At 61.7% G+C, this 20,845-nt stretch carries 18 protein-coding genes; 3 read left to right on the top strand and 15 right to left on the bottom strand.

The genetic code is table 11. From position 1 onward, the window contains the following. Positions 1 to 29: 29 nt before the first annotated feature. The 6 genes from terL to D2V07_RS16940 all read right to left on the bottom strand — a co-directional run bounded on the left by terL (position 30) and on the right by D2V07_RS16940 (position 7,276). Positions 30 to 1,487: a phage terminase large subunit gene (gene terL / locus D2V07_RS16965; RefSeq protein ID WP_119588096.1), complete on the bottom strand. Its 1,458-nt coding sequence runs from the start codon at positions 1,485 to 1,487 to the stop codon at positions 30 to 32. Next, positions 1,484 to 1,885: a DUF5681 domain-containing protein gene (locus D2V07_RS16960; RefSeq protein ID WP_119588095.1), complete on the bottom strand. Its 402-nt coding sequence runs from the start codon at positions 1,883 to 1,885 to the stop codon at positions 1,484 to 1,486. Before D2V07_RS16960 ends, terL begins: the two co-directional genes overlap by 4 nt. A 198-nt stretch (positions 1,886 to 2,083) precedes the next feature. Next, complete coding sequence (locus D2V07_RS16955; protein ID WP_119588094.1) at positions 2,084 to 3,499, bottom strand: site-specific DNA-methyltransferase; 1,416 nt, start codon at positions 3,497 to 3,499, stop codon at positions 2,084 to 2,086. Between the two features lie 422 nt (positions 3,500 to 3,921). Further along, positions 3,922 to 4,812, bottom strand: coding sequence for a plasmid partitioning protein RepB C-terminal domain-containing protein (locus tag D2V07_RS16950; RefSeq protein WP_119588093.1), 891 nt, complete (start codon positions 4,810 to 4,812; stop codon positions 3,922 to 3,924). Continuing rightward, on the bottom strand, positions 4,809 to 5,702 hold the full coding sequence (locus D2V07_RS16945) for a plasmid partitioning protein RepB C-terminal domain-containing protein (protein WP_119588092.1): 894 nt from the start codon (positions 5,700 to 5,702) through the stop codon (positions 4,809 to 4,811). The genes D2V07_RS16950 and D2V07_RS16945 overlap by 4 nt, the downstream gene beginning before the upstream one ends. Then, entirely contained in the window at positions 5,702 to 7,276 is a 1,575-nt protein-coding gene (locus tag D2V07_RS16940) for a recombinase family protein (RefSeq protein WP_119588091.1), read from the bottom strand. The genes D2V07_RS16945 and D2V07_RS16940 overlap by 1 nt, the downstream gene beginning before the upstream one ends. Before the next feature lie 781 nt (positions 7,277 to 8,057). Here D2V07_RS16940 and D2V07_RS16935 point away from each other — a divergent pair. Then, on the top strand, positions 8,058 to 9,038 hold the full coding sequence (locus D2V07_RS16935; RefSeq protein WP_119588090.1) for an asparaginase: 981 nt from the start codon (positions 8,058 to 8,060) through the stop codon (positions 9,036 to 9,038). Between the two features lie 22 nt (positions 9,039 to 9,060). Here D2V07_RS16935 and D2V07_RS16930 read toward each other — a convergent pair whose 3' ends face one another. Further along, positions 9,061 to 10,071 (bottom strand): winged helix DNA-binding protein, encoded by a 1,011-nt coding sequence (locus D2V07_RS16930; RefSeq protein WP_233548494.1) that lies wholly within the window; start codon positions 10,069 to 10,071, stop codon positions 9,061 to 9,063. 75 nt (positions 10,072 to 10,146) lie between these two features. Then, on the bottom strand, positions 10,147 to 11,436 hold the full coding sequence (locus D2V07_RS16925) for an adenylosuccinate synthase (RefSeq protein ID WP_119588089.1): 1,290 nt from the start codon (positions 11,434 to 11,436) through the stop codon (positions 10,147 to 10,149). Between the two features lie 172 nt (positions 11,437 to 11,608). Here D2V07_RS16925 and D2V07_RS16920 point away from each other — a divergent pair, with 172 nt between their 5' ends. Next, positions 11,609 to 12,424, top strand: coding sequence for an aldo/keto reductase (locus D2V07_RS16920; RefSeq protein WP_119588088.1), 816 nt, complete (start codon positions 11,609 to 11,611; stop codon positions 12,422 to 12,424). 18 nt (positions 12,425 to 12,442) lie between these two features. On the opposite strand, the gene D2V07_RS16915 is transcribed toward D2V07_RS16920, so the two are convergent. From D2V07_RS16915 to D2V07_RS16905, 3 genes are all read right to left on the bottom strand, one after another. Continuing rightward, positions 12,443 to 13,555: an ATP phosphoribosyltransferase regulatory subunit gene (locus tag D2V07_RS16915; protein WP_119588087.1), complete on the bottom strand. Its 1,113-nt coding sequence runs from the start codon at positions 13,553 to 13,555 to the stop codon at positions 12,443 to 12,445. 42 nt (positions 13,556 to 13,597) lie between these two features. Further along, the gene (serA, locus tag D2V07_RS16910) at positions 13,598 to 15,181 is read right to left on the bottom strand and encodes a phosphoglycerate dehydrogenase (RefSeq protein ID WP_119588086.1); all 1,584 of its coding nucleotides are present in this window, start codon (positions 15,179 to 15,181) and stop codon (positions 13,598 to 13,600) included. Positions 15,182 to 15,282: 101 nt separating this feature from the next. Beyond that, on the bottom strand, positions 15,283 to 16,443 hold the full coding sequence (locus D2V07_RS16905) for a phosphoserine transaminase (RefSeq protein ID WP_119588085.1): 1,161 nt from the start codon (positions 16,441 to 16,443) through the stop codon (positions 15,283 to 15,285). 211 nt (positions 16,444 to 16,654) lie between these two features. Between D2V07_RS16905 and D2V07_RS16900 the strand changes: the two genes are divergently transcribed. Beyond that, the gene (locus D2V07_RS16900) at positions 16,655 to 17,368 is read left to right on the top strand and encodes an extensin family protein (protein WP_119588111.1); all 714 of its coding nucleotides are present in this window, start codon (positions 16,655 to 16,657) and stop codon (positions 17,366 to 17,368) included. Positions 17,369 to 17,409: 41 nt separating this feature from the next. Here the strand turns inward: D2V07_RS16900 and D2V07_RS16895 are convergent, their stop codons facing one another. From D2V07_RS16895 to D2V07_RS16880, 4 genes are all read right to left on the bottom strand, one after another. Next, complete coding sequence (locus D2V07_RS16895) at positions 17,410 to 18,096, bottom strand: response regulator transcription factor (protein ID WP_119588110.1); 687 nt, start codon at positions 18,094 to 18,096, stop codon at positions 17,410 to 17,412. A 210-nt stretch (positions 18,097 to 18,306) separates the two neighbouring features. Next, on the bottom strand, positions 18,307 to 19,062 hold the full coding sequence (locus D2V07_RS16890; RefSeq protein ID WP_119588084.1) for a proteasome-type protease: 756 nt from the start codon (positions 19,060 to 19,062) through the stop codon (positions 18,307 to 18,309). Continuing rightward, positions 19,059 to 19,883 carry a transglutaminase family protein gene (locus D2V07_RS16885; protein ID WP_119588083.1) on the bottom strand — a complete coding sequence of 275 codons (825 nt, stop codon included), beginning with the start codon at positions 19,881 to 19,883 and terminating at the stop codon, positions 19,059 to 19,061. Before D2V07_RS16885 ends, D2V07_RS16890 begins: the two co-directional genes overlap by 4 nt. A 12-nt stretch (positions 19,884 to 19,895) precedes the next feature. Continuing rightward, positions 19,896 to 20,840: an alpha-E domain-containing protein gene (locus D2V07_RS16880; RefSeq protein ID WP_119588082.1), complete on the bottom strand. Its 945-nt coding sequence runs from the start codon at positions 20,838 to 20,840 to the stop codon at positions 19,896 to 19,898. Positions 20,841 to 20,845 lie beyond the last annotated feature (5 nt).

The following is a 20,845-nucleotide window of genomic DNA, read 5'->3' as shown; positions in this document are numbered from 1 at the left end:
TCGCCGTATCCGGCCCCATTCTTACATCATTACCAGGGACGGCTGCGAAGCCGAATAGGTGTTCGAACCCTGCCGTCGCCCGTTCGCTCTGTCAGAAGCCAGCGCCAGTTCTTCATCTGGAACAGTACAAACTGGCTGAAACTGTCGGTCTGGTCGTCATACTTCCCGTCTGGGAACGCCTGCAACTCGCGGCGAAAGTCATCGAGCCAGGGCGCCTCGCACGGAAGCAGGAAATGCCCTGCCTCAACCTCAGCGAGGCAGCCATTGAAACGCTCTTCCTTGCTCGAGACCGGTGGGATCATGAGCAGTCGCAGTTTCCCGGTGGAGCGCAGATCCTGGTAGAGCGCGAAACCACTGCCCGCTTCCTCCATGATCACCCTGTCGGCCCTGTAGCGACTGCGCAGGTCAAGCACGGCGCGCTTCAGATCGGGAAAGTCCAAGCGCTTGCGGAAAACGTCGAGCAAGTACCATTTGCGCTCCTCGACCTCGAATCCCCAGGTCGTGCAGACCGAGTAATCGCTGGTTGGTGCCGCGGTCATGCCGGTGTCCCAGCTCTGCACGACCTTGATGAAGCGGTGACGGGGCGGCGCTTCGTCATAGGTGCCGAACCAGTCGAGGCGGATCATATTGCCTTCGGCAGTGATCGGATCCTGCTGATATTGCGCTGAGAAGGCCACCGGCCCCATGTCGCGGCGGAACTGGTCGAGAGTGGCCTTGTCCTCTCGGCCCGGATTGAGGAGATCGCCAACTTTGCGATGGTGCACCCTGTCCGGGCCAATGGGGATCACTTCATCCTTTGTGGCAATTGCTGGCAGGTTGAGGTGGTCGTAGCCTTTCTCGAGCAGGTAGGCGGGTAGGTCGTCTTCGTGGAGCCGCTGCTGGATCGAGATGATCCGCCCGGTTGCCTTGTCGTTCAGCCGGCTGAGCAGGGTATTGTCGTACCAGTTGCGCAGCTCCTGCCGGATGGTCGGGCTGCGCGCTTCGTCGGCCTTCATGCAGTCATCGACAATGATGATGTCGGCCCCGAAGCCCGTGATCGAGCCACCAACGGACACAGCCTTGCGCACGCCGCCGGCAGTCGTTTCCAGTTCCAGCGCGCGGTTGCCACGCTCGCTGATCCGCGTGCCAGGGAAGTCGCGGCGGTACCACTCGCTTTCCATGATCATGCGAGTCTGGTTGGAATGATGGCGGGCAAGGTCCTGGCCGTAGCTCGCGACCATGATCCGCGCCGTGGGGTCGTGCCCAAGTACCCAGGCAACGAATGCGACGGATGCCGCGATCGACTTGAGGTGACGCGGCGGCTTGGTGATCACGAGCCGTCGCTTCGTCCCGTCATGGATTTCCATTAGCGCGTGGCAGGTGGCCTGCAGATACCAGACCATCTGCAGTGGTGGTTCGCCAGAGTGGAGCGTCTCGAACCCCTTCATGACGAACAGCGGGAAATGCTGACGGCGTGCTGCCGACAGAAGGTCAGGGTTGAGTTTCATTTGGCCAGCTCCTCTTCAGCAAGCAGCATACGCTGCAGTTCTTCGAGCATCGCGATATCGGTCGCAGTGAGGTCCTGATCGGGAGACTGCTGATCGGCATTGGCCTTCGGGTCTGGAACGGCATCAGCATAAAGCTTGATCAACTGAGCCAGGGCGCGCGGATTGCCCTTCATCGCCAGCTCGATTGTCTTGTGCAGCGCAGCCTCGATCCGGCTGATGCGCTTTTCGCCATTCGCTGTCCGGACCGAGACTTTCTGGGTCAGCGTATCGCGCACGATTGTGCTCAGGCCCTTCGCTGCCTTGGGGCGTCCTTTGGGGTTACCGGACTTACCGGGCTTGAACCGGGTGGCGACGGGCGGCTTGCGATAGCCGACCTTATAGTCATCTCCCTTCGGCATCTCATGCTCGGTCGGTTCGGGCGTAGTGGTTTTGCAATTCGATTGCGTAGATGGGCGAGACCGCGAGCGCACAGGCGGCTTGCCAGAGGTTGTAGCGGGCGGGTTGTCGGGTTTGACAGGGCGGATCGGCACAGGGTGTGTCCTTGCTATAGAATTGCAGACAGCCCGGTGCGCGCAGGCGCTCACCGGGCGCCATGCTCATTGTTGGATGGCGGCTTCGTCGCTGGCGCAGTCCTGTTCGCCGGCCTCGACGTGGGTTTCGGCGCGCTCAGCTGCGATCTCTGCGAAGCTCTGCCCGGCGCCTGCCAAGACTGCCTGTTGCCCGCTCAGTCTTTCCCAGCGCCGGATCGCCACATCGACGTATCCAGGGTCGATCTCGACGCCATATGCTCGCCGTTTAGTGCGTTCCGCTGCAAGGATGGTCGTGCCCGACCCCATGAAGGCATCAAGGACGATCTCGCCAGGCATGCTGACATCGCGGATCGCGTCGGCCACGAGCGCGACCGGCTTGACCGTGGGGTGGTCGGCAAGGTCCTCCATCCGGTTCCGGCCGAAGGTATTGACCCCGGCGTAGTCCCAAACGTTGGTCCGGTAGCGACCGTGTTTGCCAAGTTCGACATTGTTGGTGTGGGGTGCCCTGCCCTTCTTAGCCACCAGGACCAGCTCGTGCTTCGAGCGGTAAAGCGAGCCCATGCCGCCATTGGTCTTGTTCCAGACACACAGGTTGAGCAGCTTCAGGTCATTCGCGTCGAGTGCTGCCTGAAGTTCCGCGAGGTGGCGCCAGTCCATGCAAAGGTCGAGTACGGCACCGTCCTTGAGGTGCGGCAGCATCACGTTGAGAAAAGCCGAAAGGAAGGCGATGAACTCGGGGCTAGTCATCTCGCCAGACGCCATGGCGAACTCGGCATGGCTGACCTTCCCAAGACCGCAAACGTGCCCCGAAACGGGCACGTTATATGGCGGATCGGTGAAGGCCATCGCGCCGACTTCGCCGGCGAGCAACTCTTCCCAGCTCGCGGTCTCAAGGCTCGAGGCGCACAGCAAGCGGTGCTTGCCGAGCAGCCACAGGTCGCCGGGACGCGTTACAGGACTGGCAGGCGGAACGATCTGTTCGTCCGCTTCGTCTTGCGAGGTCTGCGGCTCGCTCTCGTGTTCGAGGATAAGGTCGACCTTGGCAGTCTCCCAGCCGAGAATTTCAACCGAGGTTTCGTCCATTTCGATGATCGCCGCGAGTTCGATGGAAAGCGTGTCAGCATCCCAGGTCGCCAGTTCTGCCAACTTGTTATCGGCCAGCCTGTATGCGCGCACCTGGGCCTTGCTCCACTGGTGGGCGATAATCACGGGAACTTCGGTCATGCCGAGACGCTTGGCTGCCGCAAGGCGAGCTTCGCCGGCGATGACGACGCCGTCCTCGTCAATCAGCACCGGCATCACGAAGCCGAATTCGGTAATCGAGGAGGCAATTTTGACGAGCTGGGCCTCAGAATGCTTGCGCGGGTTGTTACTGTAGGAGGCCAAGTTATCGATCGACCGGTACTCGATCGGTCCGAAACGACGCTCAAGGGCGTCGGCCCGGTTCGAAAGGACAGGGTGCTTCTTATGTTGTTTGGTCATTGTCTCTGCTCTCTTGCTGGCCAGCGAGGAGGCAGAACAGCAGAAGCAGCATATGCGCGGACAACCACCACCCTGCCCGCAATTGCGTGGCTGATGAAGTTGCCTCCTATGCTGCTGCGATGCGCCGAAGCGCGGTGCGAATCTGCGTTAGAGACGTCCGGACTTTCGTTGTTGCCGCGGCTTTGGTCAAGCGAAATACAATACGCCGGATCGGAGCCATGCCGCGACCGGGGAGATGGATTTGAAACCCGTATTCGTGCGCGTCAGCCGGCCGCTCGGCTGACGCGCACGCTAAAAACAGGGATCTTACTATCCCCGGGTGGGCTTCGTGCGGGATCGCCGCCATTCCCACCGCCGCGCTCGATCCGCCCCACTGTGCGGCGTCTCCTGCGGTCCCCGCGCTTATCGGGTCCGGGTCCCCATCATGCCGCCTTTTGCAGCTCGGCGATTTTCTGAAATTCCTGCAATAGGTCAGAGTGACTTTGCGCCAAGTGTCGCACCACGCGGGCATTATCGAGCAGACTGGCGATGTATGCGGTAGCCAACACTAGATCGAGGTGATCGGCACCATAGCTCTGTTCTATGAGCTTGAACTCGCGGTCCAGCCGTTCGGCTTCCTGGGTCATCAGATCGACCTGCTCTGGTGTGAGCCCACGCACGGCTTGCTGCTTGCCTTCGACCAACTGGTCGGCCGGTGTCGCGGCCACAATCGACTTCACATATCCGAGTGAATAGCGGTTCATCGCGACCATCATCTCGGCGGCTGCGATCTGGCGCATCGGCTTCAATCGCCTGAGTTCGATGAAAGCATTGATCGGTACATGTTTGTCGCGCAGCAAGTCGGACGCTTCCGGGCAGATGCCGACGAGCAGATTACGCTTTTTGCGGATGCTGTTGATGTTGACGTTGAGCGCACGCGCAAGCCGCTCTTCCGAAACCCCGCGCTTCACCGCCTGGAGGATCATTCGATGCTCTTGGATGATCGCGATCCGGCTAATTCGACGGTTGTAAGTGAAGGCTTCGTCCTCCGTGGCAATGAGGCACACCACCTCTTGCACGCCCTGGGCAATCAGGATGTCTATCCGCAGATGTCCGTCGAGAAGGCGAAAGCGTCCTTTGGTGAGCGGATCGCGCACGACAACAGGCGGTTCGATGATACCGACTTCGGCGATGGACGAGGCAATCTGCCGGTATTTTACGGACTTTCGAACGTCTCGGCGCAATTCGCGCAAAGGCGTGATGTCCGCGATTGGGATCCGTAGCGTGGAGTCCTCGAACGCTTGCGGAAGCAGTGTCTGCCGCTGACGGCTCATGGCATAGTCTCGGGTGCTGGGCGGATCCTCATCATTAGGTTGTGAGGAAGGGTGGCGAGGTCCTCTTCGTCCAGCAATACGACATAGCGTTCGTCTTCGGCGAGGCGCCGCAAAGCCTCGATGATGAAGAGTAGTCGATCACGCGTCGCCTGAGCGCGTTGGATCAGTGAGCGCTTGCGATCCGTATCTTCCTGATACGCTTTCACAAGCGCGTCTGCGGACACACTTTCGCGTTTCTGCCGGCCGCCCGTCGACAGTCCCTTTCCACGCCGCCTCCGGCTTTCGATGACCTTGCGCGCCATGAGAAGCTTGCGACCTTTGAGTAGCCCGCGCTCGTAGGCGCTAGAAAGCGCAGCTTGCACTTCATGATCTTCGGAATCCGCAATGTCGACTGCAACGCTCAATGGGATTGTTCCACAATCGACCGAACGTAGGAGGCGTTGTTCTCCCTTTTCAATGAGCCGCGAGACACCGCGGACATATTCCGCCGTAAGACCAGTCTTGCGCGCTATCTCCGCTTGCGAATATCCGCGCTCTTCCATCCCGCGAATATCCTGTAGCAAGTCAATTGCTCGGTGCTGCCTGCGCGCGCAGTTTTCGACCAGGCTGGCGATCAAGCTATCTTCCGGATCCGCGCTGACAACGAGCGCGGGAACTTCGATCTGGCCGAGCTCAACATAGGCTTCGAGACGACCCTGGCCGCAAACAAGGTCATAGAAAGGGCCGCCTGCTTCGGCGCGGCGCGTGACAGTTATTGGCTTCTTGAGACCAATCTTGGCGATATTGTCGACGATCTCTTTGAAATTGCGTTTGTTGCGCACGCGCGGATTGACCACAGTGATGCGGTCGATCGGGATCATCTCGACGCGTTGGGCCGGAAGGGCTGACATCAGGCCGCCTCCCTGAATTGCGCACGCGCTGCCATCTGGAAGAAAGGTGCCAGAGTGTCGAAGCGATAGGCATCAAGCGAAAGACCATTGTATTCTGCAAGTCGCAGAACGGCATCGCGCATGTCGAGCCGTGGCAGCAGGTAGTAATCCTTCGGCTTCTCGTTGCTGTCGTCCATCCGAATGGCGACGGTAAGATTGGGTTTAAGCGCGGTGTCGAGGCGTAATTTCCAGCGCAAGCTGGCAGCTGATGTATGGAAGCAGCGGACGATCACGAGCGAGGCTGTGAATTCGCGATTGATCGTCAGCAGATCGGTTATCGGGTCACGTGTGGCTACACCACCAGCCTCGTTGATCCCGTCTACAACCGATTGAATAATGCCGGGATACATCTCCCGCAGCTTGCGGTTGGTCTCGAGATAGCGGTAATCATGGTCGGGTGCGAAGCCCACGAGGGCATATGCCCGGAGCAAGCTTCCGAACCGTGAACGGAAGGAACTGCTCGACGGGCAGTCTTCGGCTTCGTCTATGATGAGGCCAGACAAGTAGCCGTTAAGCTTCAGGATGCCTGCAAGTTGCTCAAGCATTTGATCGTTGGTCAGTCGCGCACTTCGTTGGCGGATGATAACCTGTGCTGCGTTGAACAACTCAGCAGGGACGATGCCTTCAAAGGCACCATCCGCCCTGATCCAGTCACTGGGATCGTTGCGGACATGAGCGCTTTTGAGCTTGCAGGAAGTACGGGCCCAGACATTGTTTCCAATGTACTTCTCATTGATCAGCAATTGATGGACTGAACCGCGAGTCCACGGGCGACCGAGATCCGTTACGATCCCGCGCTGATTGAGGTCATCGGCAATCTCTCGCTCGGTCCGGCCATGTTCAACAAATTGATCATACACCTCGCGAACAATTGAAATCTCATCGTCGGGGCCTGGGACGAGGATTACCCGATCAGTGGCAATGCTCTTATGTTGGCCGGTATCGAGAAGCTCTTTCTCAGTGCCTGACTGGTCAACCAACATACGCCGGAGGCCAAAGCCCGCCGGCCCGCCTTGCCTGTATCCGAGCCGGATGAGGTTGGCCTGGCCTGCGAAAACCTTGACCGAAAGCTCGCGGCTATATTCACCCGCCATTGCTCGCTTGACGGTCTTGATGATCGAGGATCCGATGCTGCCATCATTCTCGAACTGTTCGGCGCAGTAGTGGACCTGCACGCCGGCACGGCGACAACGCAGCTCGTAGCTTGCTGCCTCGTCCGGATCCTGGAAGCGGCCCCAGCGGCTCACGTCATAGACTAGCAATGCGCTGAAATCAGCGCGACCAGCTTCGACGTCCTCAAGAAGCTGCTGGAGTGCCAGGCGACCTCCGATGTTGAGGCCACTCTTGCCCTCGTCGGCATAAGTCCGGACAATTTCATATCCGCGCTGCTCGGCGTATCTGCGGATCGCATCTGACTGGTTGTCGGTCGAGTATTTCTGGTGTTCCGTGGACATGCGAACATATTCCGCCGCGCGCTGCTTAGGCGGTTCGTCGGGCGGTGTTACCCCATCCGTGTCCAACCAGTTGATTACCATAACTGCCTTGCACCGAGCCTGCTGCGAAAGGCGCGTTCTACTATAGGAAAGGGTGAAGCGTGGTTCTTAATAGCGGAACTCAAGTTCCGGATTTACCGTTCGTGCTGACGGATTCCGAACTTGCGACACATATTGGGCGAACTCTTACGAGCGATCTCGGGGCGACTCGTAGAGCAGCAAAGACGGTGATGCGTTGGACCCACGTCAGTGATAGGACAGCGCGAAAATGGCTGCACGGCGAGGCGAGTCCGAGCGGACTACACTTACTGGCCTTAGCGACAAGATCGCCTTCGGTAATGGCTCTTGTCTTGGAACTTACAGGTCATGGCGATGTCGTTTTGGCATTGGAATTGCGGGCGATCGAACGAGATCTCGAACGCGCACTCGCCAAGGTCCGAACAGCTATTTACAGTTCTGCGGGCACAAGCGATCTCGATCCGAGCTAACAGCGTGAGCTACACAAACTCGAACAAGTTGCTTCGGCGGCTTAAGTGATCATTGGCTCTTCGTTTCGCTGATCTGCGCTAAGACTTCCCTGTTAACGACAAACGAATTCCCTGTTCTGAGTCTAGGGAAATCCCGAAGGAGAACGGCAGATCTCCGCCGTTTCGGGGTGACTCGCGACCTGCAAAACCGAGCCAATTCTTGTAATTTCCCTGTAAAATCCCGCAAATCAGGGAAATTTGCTAATGCAGACTGGTTCGCGCATGACTGCACACACCACCAGTTTTCACGCAAGGGCACTGGCCTAGGCCCCGACTCGCCGCTAACGCCTGCGACCATGCGTGATGCCTCCATCCTTGTTCTCGCCACCGGCGGCACGATTGCCGGTCAGGCCGGCAACGCCACGCGGCGCGACTATCGCCCGGGCCAGATCGATATTGCCGATTTCCTCGCCGAATTCGCCGCGCTGGGTGTCAAGGCTCGGCTCGAAGGACGGCAGGTGGCCAACATCGATTCGGCCAATATCGGCCCCGCCATCTGGCGCGACCTGCACGAGAGCATCTGCGCCGCGATGGACGATCCCGATCGCGACGCCGTGATCATCACCCACGGTACCGACACGGCGGAGGAAACCGCCTTCCTGCTCGACCTGACGCTGCCCACTGCCAAGCCCGTCGTGCTTGTCGGTGCGATGCGTCCTGCCGATGCCGTAGGCAGCGACGGACTGCGCAATTTCGCCACGGCCGTACGCGTGGCCGCCGATGCCGAGGCGCGCGGCCGCGGCGTTCTGCTGGTGATGGGTGACCAGGTCCTTTCTGCCCGCGATGCCCGCAAGGCGAGGACGACCGGTTCCAACGCTTTCGAAGGTTTCCCGCGCGGAGCGGTGGCCCTGGCGACACCGGCTTCGCTCGACTGGTTGCAGGGCCAATGGCGGCTGGACGAGCCCGCCCGGTGGCACTTCCCGCGCGAGTTTCCGGAAGTGCCGATCCTGCATTGCCATGCCGGGCAGACCGGCGATAGCGTGCACCAGCTTGTGAAGGCGGGCGCCCGGGGCATCGTGCTGGCGGGCCTGGGAGATGGCAATGCGCCGGACACCGTGCGCCAGGCGCTGGCGGAGGCGGCACACGAAGGGATCGTGGTCGTCCGAGCGACGAGAGTGGATGAAGGCCTGGTGGACCGGGAGCCGGACGACGACATTCACGGTTTCGTTGCCGCGCGTGCCCTGGGACCTGCGAAGGCCCGCATTCTGGTTCAGGTGCTGATCGCGAACGGAGTAACCGAACCCGCATTGGTTCAGGAAGCTTTCGGCAGGCGCTAAAACCCTCGTCGGTACTGGCGCGCTAGACCAGCGCCGCTGCGTCGTGCCCCAGTTCCGCAAAGTAGCGCGCCATGCCATCGGCGGCCTTGTCCGACAGGCGGATGAAGGCCCGGCGGCGGTCGCAGTCGTCCTCCACCCGTTCGAACAGCCCCGCCTCGGTCATCTGCCCGATCCAGCGCAGCGCCGTGGTGGGCGGCACTCCCGATGCGATGCACAGCGAGGTGACCGAAACTCGCGCATGCTCAACGCGCGCCGCGGTCAGGTCCAGCAGCATATCCCACGCAGGATCGGCAAACAGTTCGGCATTCATGAAACGGGCGCGCAGCCTGCGGGCGGTGATGATCTTGCGAACCAGCGTTGCGCTGGGCAGCGCGGGTCGGCTCTTGCGTTGCGGCACTTTGGCCTGCTGCCGCTCAATGCCGGGGCCGCGGTAGGTATCGACAGGGCTCTCGAAGCGAAACGCGCTGTCCCCACCGAACGGTGCATCCTGCCCCCACTGGCCGCCACCTGCCTTGCGATCGATGCGGTCCAGTCGCTCCGCAATCTTGCCGACCTGTTCGGTAAGGCGCAGCAGGGCCAGACGATCCGTCTCCGACAGTTCGCGCAGCCGCAACCTGGGCAGTTCGGCAAGCATGCGGCCAAGGGCGATCACACGTTCCGCCCGCGTGGGATCGACAAGGATCTGCGCATGGCTTTCGGCGCAGGCCCCGAAGATGTCCTCCAGCCCTTCCCGCGATGTGGAAACGATCAGCTTGCCGCCAGCATGCGCCACGCGGCTGTCCAGCCGGGCGAGCGCTGCCATCGAGGCGACATCGGGCCGCGGGCAGTCTACCAGCACCAGGTCTCCCAGTGCCCGGGCATCGCCCGCCAGCAGTTCGTCCAGCGTTCCGCTTTCCCGAGTGGAGAAGCCGGCCGCCTCGACATCTTCCTGCAGCAGCTGGCGAACGTCGGAACTGTCACCGAAAATGGAAACAGCCAGCGGAAGGCCAGCCGAATCCGCCGCCATTTCGTATGCGAAATCGACCTGTCCCACTGCATTCTCCCCTGCGAATCAATAGAGAACACAGGTAGAACAAAATGGGATCAAGTCAAGAATTATGCAGTCAAATCAGTCTGCGAAGGGATCTCGTACCAAGATCGTGTCCTCGCGCTCCGGACTGGTGGAAACGCTCGCCACCGGGCATTCGATCAGTTCTTCGATGCGGCGGATGTACTTGATCGCCTGCGCGGGAAGATCGGCCCAGCTCCGCGCGCCGACGGTAGTGCCCTGCCAGCCTTCGAATTCCTCGTAGATCGGCTCCACTGCAGCCTGCGCCGCGGCATGGGCAGGCAGGTAGTCGAGAACCTCGTCACCCAGCCTGTAGCCGGTGCAGATGCGGATCGTCTCGAACCCATCAAGCACGTCGATCTTGGTCAGCGCGATACCGGTCACGCCGGAAAGCGCACAGGTCTGGCGCACCAGCACCGCATCGAACCAGCCGCAGCGCCGCTTGCGCGCGGTGACGGTGCCGAATTCGTGGCCGCGCTCACCCAGCTTCTGGCCGATCTCGTCTTCCAGCTCAGTAGGGAACGGGCCGCTGCCCACGCGGGTGGTGTAGGCCTTCACGATACCAAGGACGAAGCCCGCAGCGCCCGGACCCATGCCGGTGCCGCTGGCAACCGTGCCGGAAACTGTGTTGGAGCTGGTTACGAAGGGGTAGGTGCCGTGGTCGACGTCCAGCAGAACGCCCTGCGCGCCTTCGAAGAGGATCTTCGCGCCAGCCTTCTTCACTTCGTTCAGGCGTTTCCAGACCGGTTGGGCGAACTGCTGCACAAACGGCGCGATTTCGCGCAGCTCTGCAAGCAGCTTTTCGCGGTCCACCCCGCCCTGCCCGAAACCGGCACGCAGCGCATCGTGGTGCGCGCACAGGCGATCGAGCATCGGGCCGATTTCGTCGAGATGTGCCAGGTCGCATACGCGAATGGCGCGGCGGCCCACCTTGTCTTCGTAAGCCGGGCCAATACCGCGACCGGTGGTGCCGATCTTGCCTGCCCCCGCAGCACTTTCGCGAAGCCCGTCGAGGTCGCGGTGCAGTGGCAGGATCAGCGGGCAGTTATCGGCGATACCGAAGTTATCGGGAGTGATCGTAACGCCCTGCCCCTCCAGCTTCTCGATCTCGGATTTCAGCGCCCACGGATCCAGTACCACACCGTTGCCGATGAGCGACAGCGTGCCGGTGACGATGCCGCTGGGCAGCAAAGAAAGCTTGTAGGTCTGGTCCCCCACCACCAGCGTGTGCCCGGCGTTGTGGCCGCCCTGGAAACGCACGACGGCATCGGCGCGCGCGGCCAGCCAGTCGACGATCTTGCCCTTGCCTTCATCGCCCCACTGGGCGCCGATCACGGTGACATTGGCCACTACAAAATCCTTTTCGAGAGAACCCGCCGCGCACTAGGCAATGCTGCGGGAAAGGGCAACACGCGAGGCGCGCTTCGCCGTGTGATATCGCGACACCCCATGGGCGAAAGTCCGTGCATGCTCCCCGGAAAGATCGGCTTGCGAGTCCGTTAGGTTAGCAAAGGAGAACCTGATGACCGACTATCCCACCCTTACCCTCAACGATGATCGCCAGATCCCGCAGCTTGGCTTTGGAACCTTCCAGATTCCTGACGGGGACGCCGACGGTGCCGTGTCCACCGCCATCGATGTGGGTTACTGGCTGATCGACACCGCTGCGGTCTACGAGAACGAGACCGGAGTGGGCAAAGGCGTTGGCGACTGGAGCGACATTTTCCTGCAGACCAAGGTCTGGAACGACGACCAGGGCCATGACGAGGCGCTGAAGGCTTTCGACAAGAGCCTGGAACGGCTGGGCCGCGAGCACGTCGACATGCTGCTGATCCACTGGCCCTGTCCCGCCAAGGGCAAATTCGTGGACACGTGGAAGGCGCTCATTGAGCTTCGCGATAGCGGAAAGGCCAAGTCCATCGGCGTGTCCAACTTCCGCGAGCAGGATCTGAAGCGCATCGTCGATGAAACCGGCGTTACGCCCGCCCTGAACCAGATCGAACTGCATCCCTCGTTCCAGCAGCGCGAACTGCGACGCGTGCATGATGAAATGGGCATCGTGACGCAGTGCTGGTCTCCCCTTGGCCAGGGTGAAGGTCTGGAGGACGGGACGATCCAGCGCATCGCCGAAGAGACGGACGCGCCGGCTTCAGCCGTGATTCTGGCGTGGCACCTACAACACGGTCTTGCCCCGATCCCCAAGGCCAGCAGCCGCGATCACGCGGCGGCCAATTTCAAAGCGCTGGGCCTAACGCTTTCGGACAAACAGATGGCCGCGATCGACGGGCTTGATCGCGGCGACGGACGTATGGGTCCCGATCCTTCGCAAATGTGCTGAACCGAAGGGGCGGCGGGTCTACAGCGGCCTTGCCGCCCCGTCCTCGAGTATATGGGAGCAACCCAGCGTTGCCGCATCGTCGCCAGCATCAAGCGCGGCAACGGTGCGCCAGCCGTCTTCGCGCAGCTTTTGCGCCGCATCCCGGTCGTGGTCCATTGGCAGGAACAGCCGCGCGCCCAGCTTTTCATCGGCCTTGACCGCTTCCACCAGTTCCTCCGGATAGAGCGAGAAACCGGTTGCAGGCTCGTCGCTGCCGCCGATGCAGTATGTTCCGCCGCGCCCGAGCTCGCCCCGGACGCCCTCGGCATACAGGGTGAAGCCGAACCAGCTCTGGTATTCGAAGCCGTGGCGTTCGCTCGGGTCGAGGGTCAGCCGCGCGCGGCCCTCCACGCGGCGGGCGATCTGGCGCAAGCCGTCGATACGAGTGCCCAGCACACCGGTGCTGTCCAGCGCTGCCAGCTTCTCCGCGGCTTCGGGAAAGGCTCCTGTCGCGTGAATAAGCGGGAGGTAAGCCTCGCCGCCCGCTTCGATCAGGCCGCCAGCATCCTTGGTATCGAGCTCGCGCCGCACGCGCACGCGGGCTTCCGGATAGAGCGGCAGCGGCCCATCGGCCAGCGTATCCACGAGGTCGGGCAAGGTGAAATCCACCGAGATTCCCTTGGCTCCGGCAGCTTCGAGTGCGGCGATCGCCAGTTCCACGACCTCCGCCGCGGCCGCCACGGTATCACGACCAATTAATTCGGCACCGATCTGAAGGTTTTCGCGGCGCGGTTCCAGCGTGGTGCCGGTAATGCGGGCCACCTGTCCCGCATAGCACAGGCGCAGGGGCCGCGGTGCCTCGGCAAGCCCGGTTGCGGCGATGCGACCGACTTGCACGGTCATGTCGGCGCGAAGTGCCAGCGTGCGCAGCGACCTTGGATCGACGAACCGGAACATGTTCCGCGTCATCAATCCGTTCATTCGCCGTGCCATCGATTGCTCGAATTCCACGAGCGGCGGACGCACACGGTCGTAACCGTGCGCGCCCATCACTCGCAGCATGGCGCGTTCAATACGGGTGGCCGCAGCCGCGCTTTGCGGCAGGCGGTCCTCCAGCCCTTCGGGAAGCAAGTCCTGTGTCGGATCGGTCATGCCGGCTCCCCTAGGGCCAGTTTCGTCAGAACGCCAGTTGCCTCAAAACGACAGCGCCCGAACGACTTTCACGCCATCAAGCGCGCAAGCCTTGTCGATCACGTTCTGCGGGATCTTCTGGTCGACGCTCAACAGGATGATCGCCTCGTCCCCGCTGGCACGGCGACCAAGGTGGAACGTGCCGATGTTGATGTCGTACTCGCCCATCAGCGCGCCGACCCGTCCGATGAAGCCGGGAACGTCCTGGTTGACGATGTAGAGCATCTCGCCGGACAGTTCCGCCTCGATACCGATGCCGAAGATTTCCACCAAGCGCGGATCCGAGTTGCCGAACAGGGTCCCTGCGACCGAGCGGTTGCCCTGGCTGGTGGCAACGGTTACGCGGATCAGGGTCTGGAACGTGCCTTCCCGCTCGTTGCGGATTTCACGCACTTCGATGCCGCGTTCCTTCGCCATGAAAGGTGCGTTGACCATGTTCACGCTCTGCGAATAGCGCTTCATCAGCCCGGCCAGAACCGCACCCACGATGGGCTTCTGGTTCAGTTCGGCAGCGTGGCCCTCGGTCTCGATGCTGATCTTCGGCAGTTCGCCGTGGGCAAGCTGACCCACCAGCGAGCCGAGGTTCTCGGCCAGCGCCATGTAGGGCTTCAGCTTGGGGGCTTCCTCGGCGCTGAGCGAAGGCATGTTGAGCGCGTTGGTAACGCCGCCGTTGACGAGGTAATCCGCCATCTGCTCTGCCACCTGCAGCGCCACGTTGACCTGCGCTTCGGTGGTGGATGCCCCGAGGTGCGGGGTGCAGATGAAGTTGGGCGCACCGAACAGCGGGCTGTCCTTGGCAGGCTCTTCCAGGAACACGTCCAGCGCAGCGCCTGCCACGTGGCCGCTTTCCAGCATGTCCTTCAGCGCAGCCTCGTCGATCAGGCCGCCGCGCGCGCAATTCACGATCCGAACGCCTGGCTTGGTCTTCTCCAGTCGTTCCCGCGAGAGGATGTTGCGCGTCTCATCGGTCAAGGGCGTGTGCAGGGTAATGAAATCGGCGCGGGTCAGGAGTTGCTCCAGGTCGACCTTTTCCACCCCGATCTCGATCGCGCGTTCGGGCGTGAGGAAGGGGTCGTAGGCGACGACCTTCATCTTCAGTCCCAGCGCGCGGCTGGCGACAATCGCGCCGATGTTGCCCGCACCGATCAGGCCCAGCGTCTTGCCGGTAACCTCGACACCCATGAACGCGCTCTTGGGCCATTCGCCCGCCTTCGTGCGTGCATTGGCTTCGGGGATCTGGCGGGCGAGTGCCATCATCAGGGCAATGGCGTGCTCGGCCGTGGTGATGGAGTTGCCGAACGGGGTGTTCATCACCACCACACCCTTGGACGAGGCGGCGGGAATATCGACGTTGTCGACACCGATGCCGGCGCGGCCGATCACCTTCAGATTGGTGGCGGCATCGAGAATTTCGGCAGTCACCTTGGTGGATGAACGAATGGCAAGACCGTCGTACTCGCCGATAATGGATTTCAGTTCTTCGGGCGTCTTGCCGGTAATGACATCGACATCGCAGCCGCGCTCTTCAAAGATGCGGGCGGCGTTCGGGTCCATCTTGTCGGAAATGAGGACTTTGGGCTTGGTCATGGGGAATTCCTGTCGCGAAAAGCCAGGGCGCGGATAAAGCTGTCGCCTCCACCGGACTTGAAATGGGATGGCGAGCCGGGCCGTCAGCCCGGATCACGCAATCAGAGGTTGCCGGCCTTGAGCTCTTCGTATGCCCATTCGATCCAGGGCAGCAGCCGCTCGATGTCTTCGGGCTCTACCGAACCGCCACACCAGATACGCAGACCCGGGGGGGCATCGCGGTAGCCGTTGAAGTCGTAGCCGACGTCCAGCTCTTCCAGCTTCCTGGCAATCTTGCCAGGTACGGCGGAGCGTTCCTCGTCGGTCAGGCTGTCGATCCAGTCGCCCTGGAAGACCATGCATACGCCGGTGTTGGTCTGCTGCGCCGGATTCGGCACCATGTTGCGCAGCCACGGCGTAGCTTCGATCCAATCCTTGACGATCTTCGCGTTGGCGTCGGCGCGGTCGAACATGGCCTGGCGACCGCCGATCGACTTCACCCACTCGAGCGCGGCGATGTAGTCCTCGGTTGCCAGCATGGACGGCGTGTTGATCGTCGCGCCCTCGAAGATCGCGGTGTCGATGGCGCCCTTCTTCTTGATGCGGAACAGCTTAGGAAGCGGCCATTCGGGATCGTAGCTGTTGATCCGTTCCACTGCCTTTGGCGACAAGATCATCATGCCGTGCTGGGCTTCGCCGCCCAGCACCTTTTGCCAGGAATATGTAGTCACATCGAGCTTGGGCCAATCCATCTCCATGGCGAAGACGGCGCTGGTCGCATCGTTGATAGTGATGCCTTCGCGATCGGGCGCCAGCCAGTCGGTATCCGCGATGCGGGCACCAGAGGTGGTTCCGTTCCAGGTGAAGACGACGTCGTTTTCCTGCGGGATCGCGGACAGATCGGGAATTTCGCCGTAGTCGGCGTCAAGCACCTGCAGGTCTTTCAGCTTGAGCTGCTTGACCGCGTCCTGGATCCACACGTTGCCGAAGCTTTCCCAGGCGGCGATGGTCGCGGGCCGCGCGCCCAGCATGGTCCACATCGCGCATTCCAGCGCGCCTGTGTCGGAACCGGGCATGATGCCGACGAGGTAATCGTCGGGCACACCTAGCAGTTCGCGCGTCAGGTCGATGGCGTATTTCAGCCGGCCCTTGGCATATTTGGATCGGTGGGAACGTCCGAGGCTCTTGAAATCGAGCTTGTCTGGCGACCAGCCGGGAGGCTTCGCAGTGGGACCGGACGAAAAGAAGGGACGCTCCGGACGGAGGTCAGGTTGCTTAGTCATGTATTCTCTCCTTACAGAGAGCACGCGCGGCGTTGGGACCGCGTGGCCCGGGGCGCGCACTATAGGTTACCACATTCGAGTCAAATGAATTTGCGGTTTCCTGTGCAACGACCGGGACAGGCAATCTTTCCTGCCCTTCCCCAGGTGTTACCGCTGCGTTAACCGTAAATTAGTCACAAGCCGTTAGCCATGGTAAAGCATGGAGATCGTTATGAAACAGGCCCTTGCTCTTTGCCTTGCCACCCTGGCCCTCTCGGCATGCTCGGTCCTGCCGCAATCGGCGGGCGCTTCGGGAAGCGCCCCCGAACGCGCTGCCACTGGCGCGACGTCCACGACAGGCTCCACGCGCATCGGCGCGCCGCCTCCCTTGGCGCAAAGCAGCGCGGACCGGCAGTGCCTGTCCCAGCTCGGCCAGGCGGGCGTTCGATTCGATGCGTTACCGGATCGGTATCTCGGCGAAGGGTGCAGCACACTGGGTGCGGTGCAGATGCATGCCCTGGCGGGTGACGACGGCCAGTTCGATGTCAGCAATCTCGGCCCGGTCACCTGCCCCGTTTCTGCTGCGTTTGCGGCCTGGGCGCGGTACGGCGTGGATCGTGCGGCACGGCAGATCTTCGGCTCCCCCGTTGCGAGCATCCAGACCATGGGCAGCTTTGCCTGCCGCAACGTGGCAGGGACATCGCGCCGCAGCGCTCACGCCAGTGCCGATGCCATCGACATCGGTGGCTTCGTGCTCGCCGATGGTCGCCGTATCAGTGTGCAGCACGGGTGGACCGGCAGTGCAGAAGAGCGGCAGTTCCTCCGCGTCGTGCAGCGTAGCGCCTGCCGCCGCTTCGGAACCGTACTGGGGCCGGATTACAACGCCGCCCACCACGATCATCTCCACGTCGAAGGCGTGATAGAAGGCAATTCTTTCTGCCGCTAACCCTCGAAAGCTGGATCTCAGAGAGCTTGTAGATAATCCAACTAGTTATTGGCAGCTTTGCGAGTGAGGGTTGCGCCCGTATCGGGCGCATCAGACTCCTCCGGCAGAGACTCCTCTGACTCGATCATCAGGCCCGCCTCTAAGCGCATTCGCACCGCTTCCGCGACATGGTCGGCCTTCAGTTTGCCCATCATGTTGGCACGATGGATTTCTACCGTGCGCGGACTGATCTCCAGATTGCGGGCGATGGCCTTGTTGGAGCAGCCCTGGCTCAGCCAGTCGAGCACCTCGCGCTCGCGCGGCGACAGGGCACCGATGCGGCGGCGGGCATCGATCAGGCGGCGACGGGCGTCGGCATGGCGACCCGCATCGGAGTGAAAATGCGCGACGACGCGAGTCAGGTCCTGCTGCGACAGCGGTAACGGCAGGAAATCGAGCGCGCCTGCTTGGATGGTCTGCACGACTTCTTCCACTTGGGGATCGGGTTTCGCTGCGACCACCGGGGTCCACACACCGGCGTCGGCCAGATTGTCCAGCAGCCTGCCTATGCCGCATGCTAGCACATCACCGCTGGCGATGATGACGCCGGACCGCGGCGGCCTGTCGATCAACTCCACCAGATCAGAATAGACTTCTGCGTGATGGCCCATGGCCATGATAAGGCGCGATTGCTCCGCGCGGGAGCGGCTGTTGCCGCCGACGATGTGGATGGTGATACGCTGTTCCATGCCCGGATTCTGCGCAGGAATCCCGACCAGAACCAATCCGTATTACCTCGGAATTCCACCTATAAGGAATTGATGTACAAGGAAAGGTCAGGTCGCCTGCGGGTTTGCAAGCATCCATTTCGGATCCTTCTCTGCGGCTTGGCCCTCAATCCGCAAATCCCCGGTCCCCCGGACCACCCCGTATCGGTAGCAGTGGCTAGGGGTTAGCCCCTAGGTCGTCTCGTCGGGCTGGTAGAAGCTGTAATCGGGCAGTGAGTGGAACGCGCTGCGCAGCGCCTCGCTCCAGCTATCGCTGATGGCATTGAAATAAGGATCGCTGCTTTCGATCCGCCGCTCGTGCTTTGCGCCGAAACCGTCGCGCTCGATCACCATCAGGTCCAGCGGCAGGCCGACGGAGAGATTGGCCTTCAGCGTGGAATCGAAACTTACCATCAGGAGCTTCACGGCATCCTCGAAACTCATGTCGCGGTCGTAACCGCGGATCAGGATGGGGCGGCCGTACTTCGTTTCCCCGATCTGGAAGAAAGGCGTGTCGAAGCTGGCCTCGATGAAGTTTCCTTCTGGGTAGATCATGAACAGGCGCGGTTCCATGCCCTTGATCTGACCTGCCAGGATGATGGAGGCGGTGAAGCGCCCCTTGCCCAGCCGACCGTTGTCGTCCTGCGTTTCGTGGATCACCTCGCGCAACAGCTTGCCCGTTTCTGCCGCCACCTGGAACATGGTGGGCAATTCCATCAGCGAATTCTGCCGATCCGATGGCTGCTTCGTGCGTTCTTCCAGGCGGCTGATAACCGCCTGCGTGGTGGCAAGGTTGCCAGCCGTCATCAGGGTGATAATCCGCTCGCCGGGAACGGACCAACTGAACATCTTGCGAAACACCGAGATATTGTCGACGCCCGAATTTGTGCGGGTATCGCTCATGAGGACCAGGCCCTTGTCGAGCACCATTCCTACGCAATAGGTCATTGTTGCTGCTGTTCTTCCGTTTGCTGTTCGACCGACAGGTCGACCGTGAGATCCTCGGTCACCGCGCCAAAGCTGATTCCCGTGACGGGGGCCGCATCGTGGTAGTCACGCCCCGTGGCCACGCGCACATAGCGCGGATCGGGGCTGATACCATTGGAAATGTCGAACCCGACCCAGCCCAGACCCTGTACGTAGGCCTCGGCCCAGGCGTGGGTGGCTTCCTGCTCGATACGGTCGTTCATCATCAGGTAGCCGCTGACGTAGCGCGCGGGGATATCCAGGCTGCGTGCCGCGGCGATAAAGATATGCGCATGGTCCTGGCAAACGCCGCGACCTTCCACCACAGCCTCTTCGGCGGTGGTGGCAACGCCGGTGCTGCCCGTGCCGTAAACAACCTGCTCCCGGATTGTGTTGGAAAGGTTGTGAAGCGTTTCCACCATCCCTTCCTCGCTGCGTTCCACCTCTGCGATCAGCGCCTTGATCCTCGGGCCGGGCTTGGTCAGTTCGGTCTGGCTGAGGAACGACCACAGCGGGAGGTGCCCCGCGTGCTGGCCGATCACGCCCGCATGGTCCTGCGTGTCGACCACGCCGCTGCAGGTTACCTTCACCTCCTTCACGCCCTCGTTCACGGCCACGAGGGTCACGTGATTGAAGTTCTGGTCATCGTAAGTGAGCTGCTCGTGCGCGCCTTCGAACTCCTGATTCCATTCGATGATCTTTTGACCCTGCGTTTCCTTGGGTGTCAGCCGCAGGCGCTGGATGCCGTGCGCCACGGGGGTAGCGAAGCGATAGCGGGTGGTATGGCGAATAGAGAGGCGCATGGTGGGTTCCCGTCAGGAGACGAAGCGATAGTCCTCGGCAATGGCGCCCGCGAGCGACTGGTTGCCGGCAATGAATTCCAGCACGAACTGGTGCAGTCCCTGGTCGAAGATGTCCTCCACCGTCTTGCCGGAAAGGCGAAGGTCGGCCTCGCGCATGGCCTCGTGGCAACGGCCTTCCGCCCCGTGCAGGCGCGCCAGTTCCGCAAGGTTGCCGCGCATGTCGGAGTAGCAGAACACCAGGCTGCGCGGAAAACGCTCGTCCAGGATCAGGAAGTCGGCGATGGATCGTGCATCCATCCGTCCGGCATTGAGCCAGCGATAAGCCCGTTCTGCCGCCAGGGCACGCAGGATGTTGTCCCACTGCCCCGTGTCCAGCGGCGTACCGACATAGGACAGCGACGGCAGCAGGAGGTAGTACTTCACGTCCAGGATCCGCGCGGTGTTGTCGGCCCGTTCCAGGAACGTGCCGAGGCGGGCGAAGCAGTAGGTCTCGTTGCGCAGCATGGAGCCGTGCGATGCTCCGCGCGCGAGCGTGCTCTCGCGCCGGATAGCGGCCAGCGACATGTTGAGGTTGGAACTGCGCACCGGGCGCGCCAGCAGGTCCCGCAGCGTCATCCAGCCTTCGTTGACAGCCTCCCATACCTCTGCCGTGATGGCAGAGCGGCAGGCGCGCGCATTCGTGCGGGCACGCTCCACCATGGACAGCACGCTTTCGGAATTGTGCTTTGAGCGCAGCACGAAGTCGCAGACGTGCGGACCGTCATAGTCATCATAATGCGACTCATACGCCTGGCGCAGGCCCAGCGTGGTGAGGATGGATTTCCATTCCTGGTACGCCATCTCGTCACCGCGGGTAAGCGCCATGCGCTGCCCCGCCGCGAGCAGGCGAGCCGTATTCTCGGCCCGCTCCAGATAGCGGTACATCCAGAAGATTCCGTGGGCGACGCGGCCTAGCATTTACG

It is taken from the genome of Aurantiacibacter zhengii (assembly GCF_003584125.1).
Classification (GTDB): domain Bacteria; phylum Pseudomonadota; class Alphaproteobacteria; order Sphingomonadales; family Sphingomonadaceae; genus Alteraurantiacibacter; species Alteraurantiacibacter zhengii.
Note: the sequence above shows the minus strand (reverse complement) of the source record. Positions and strands in the feature narration are given on the sequence as shown.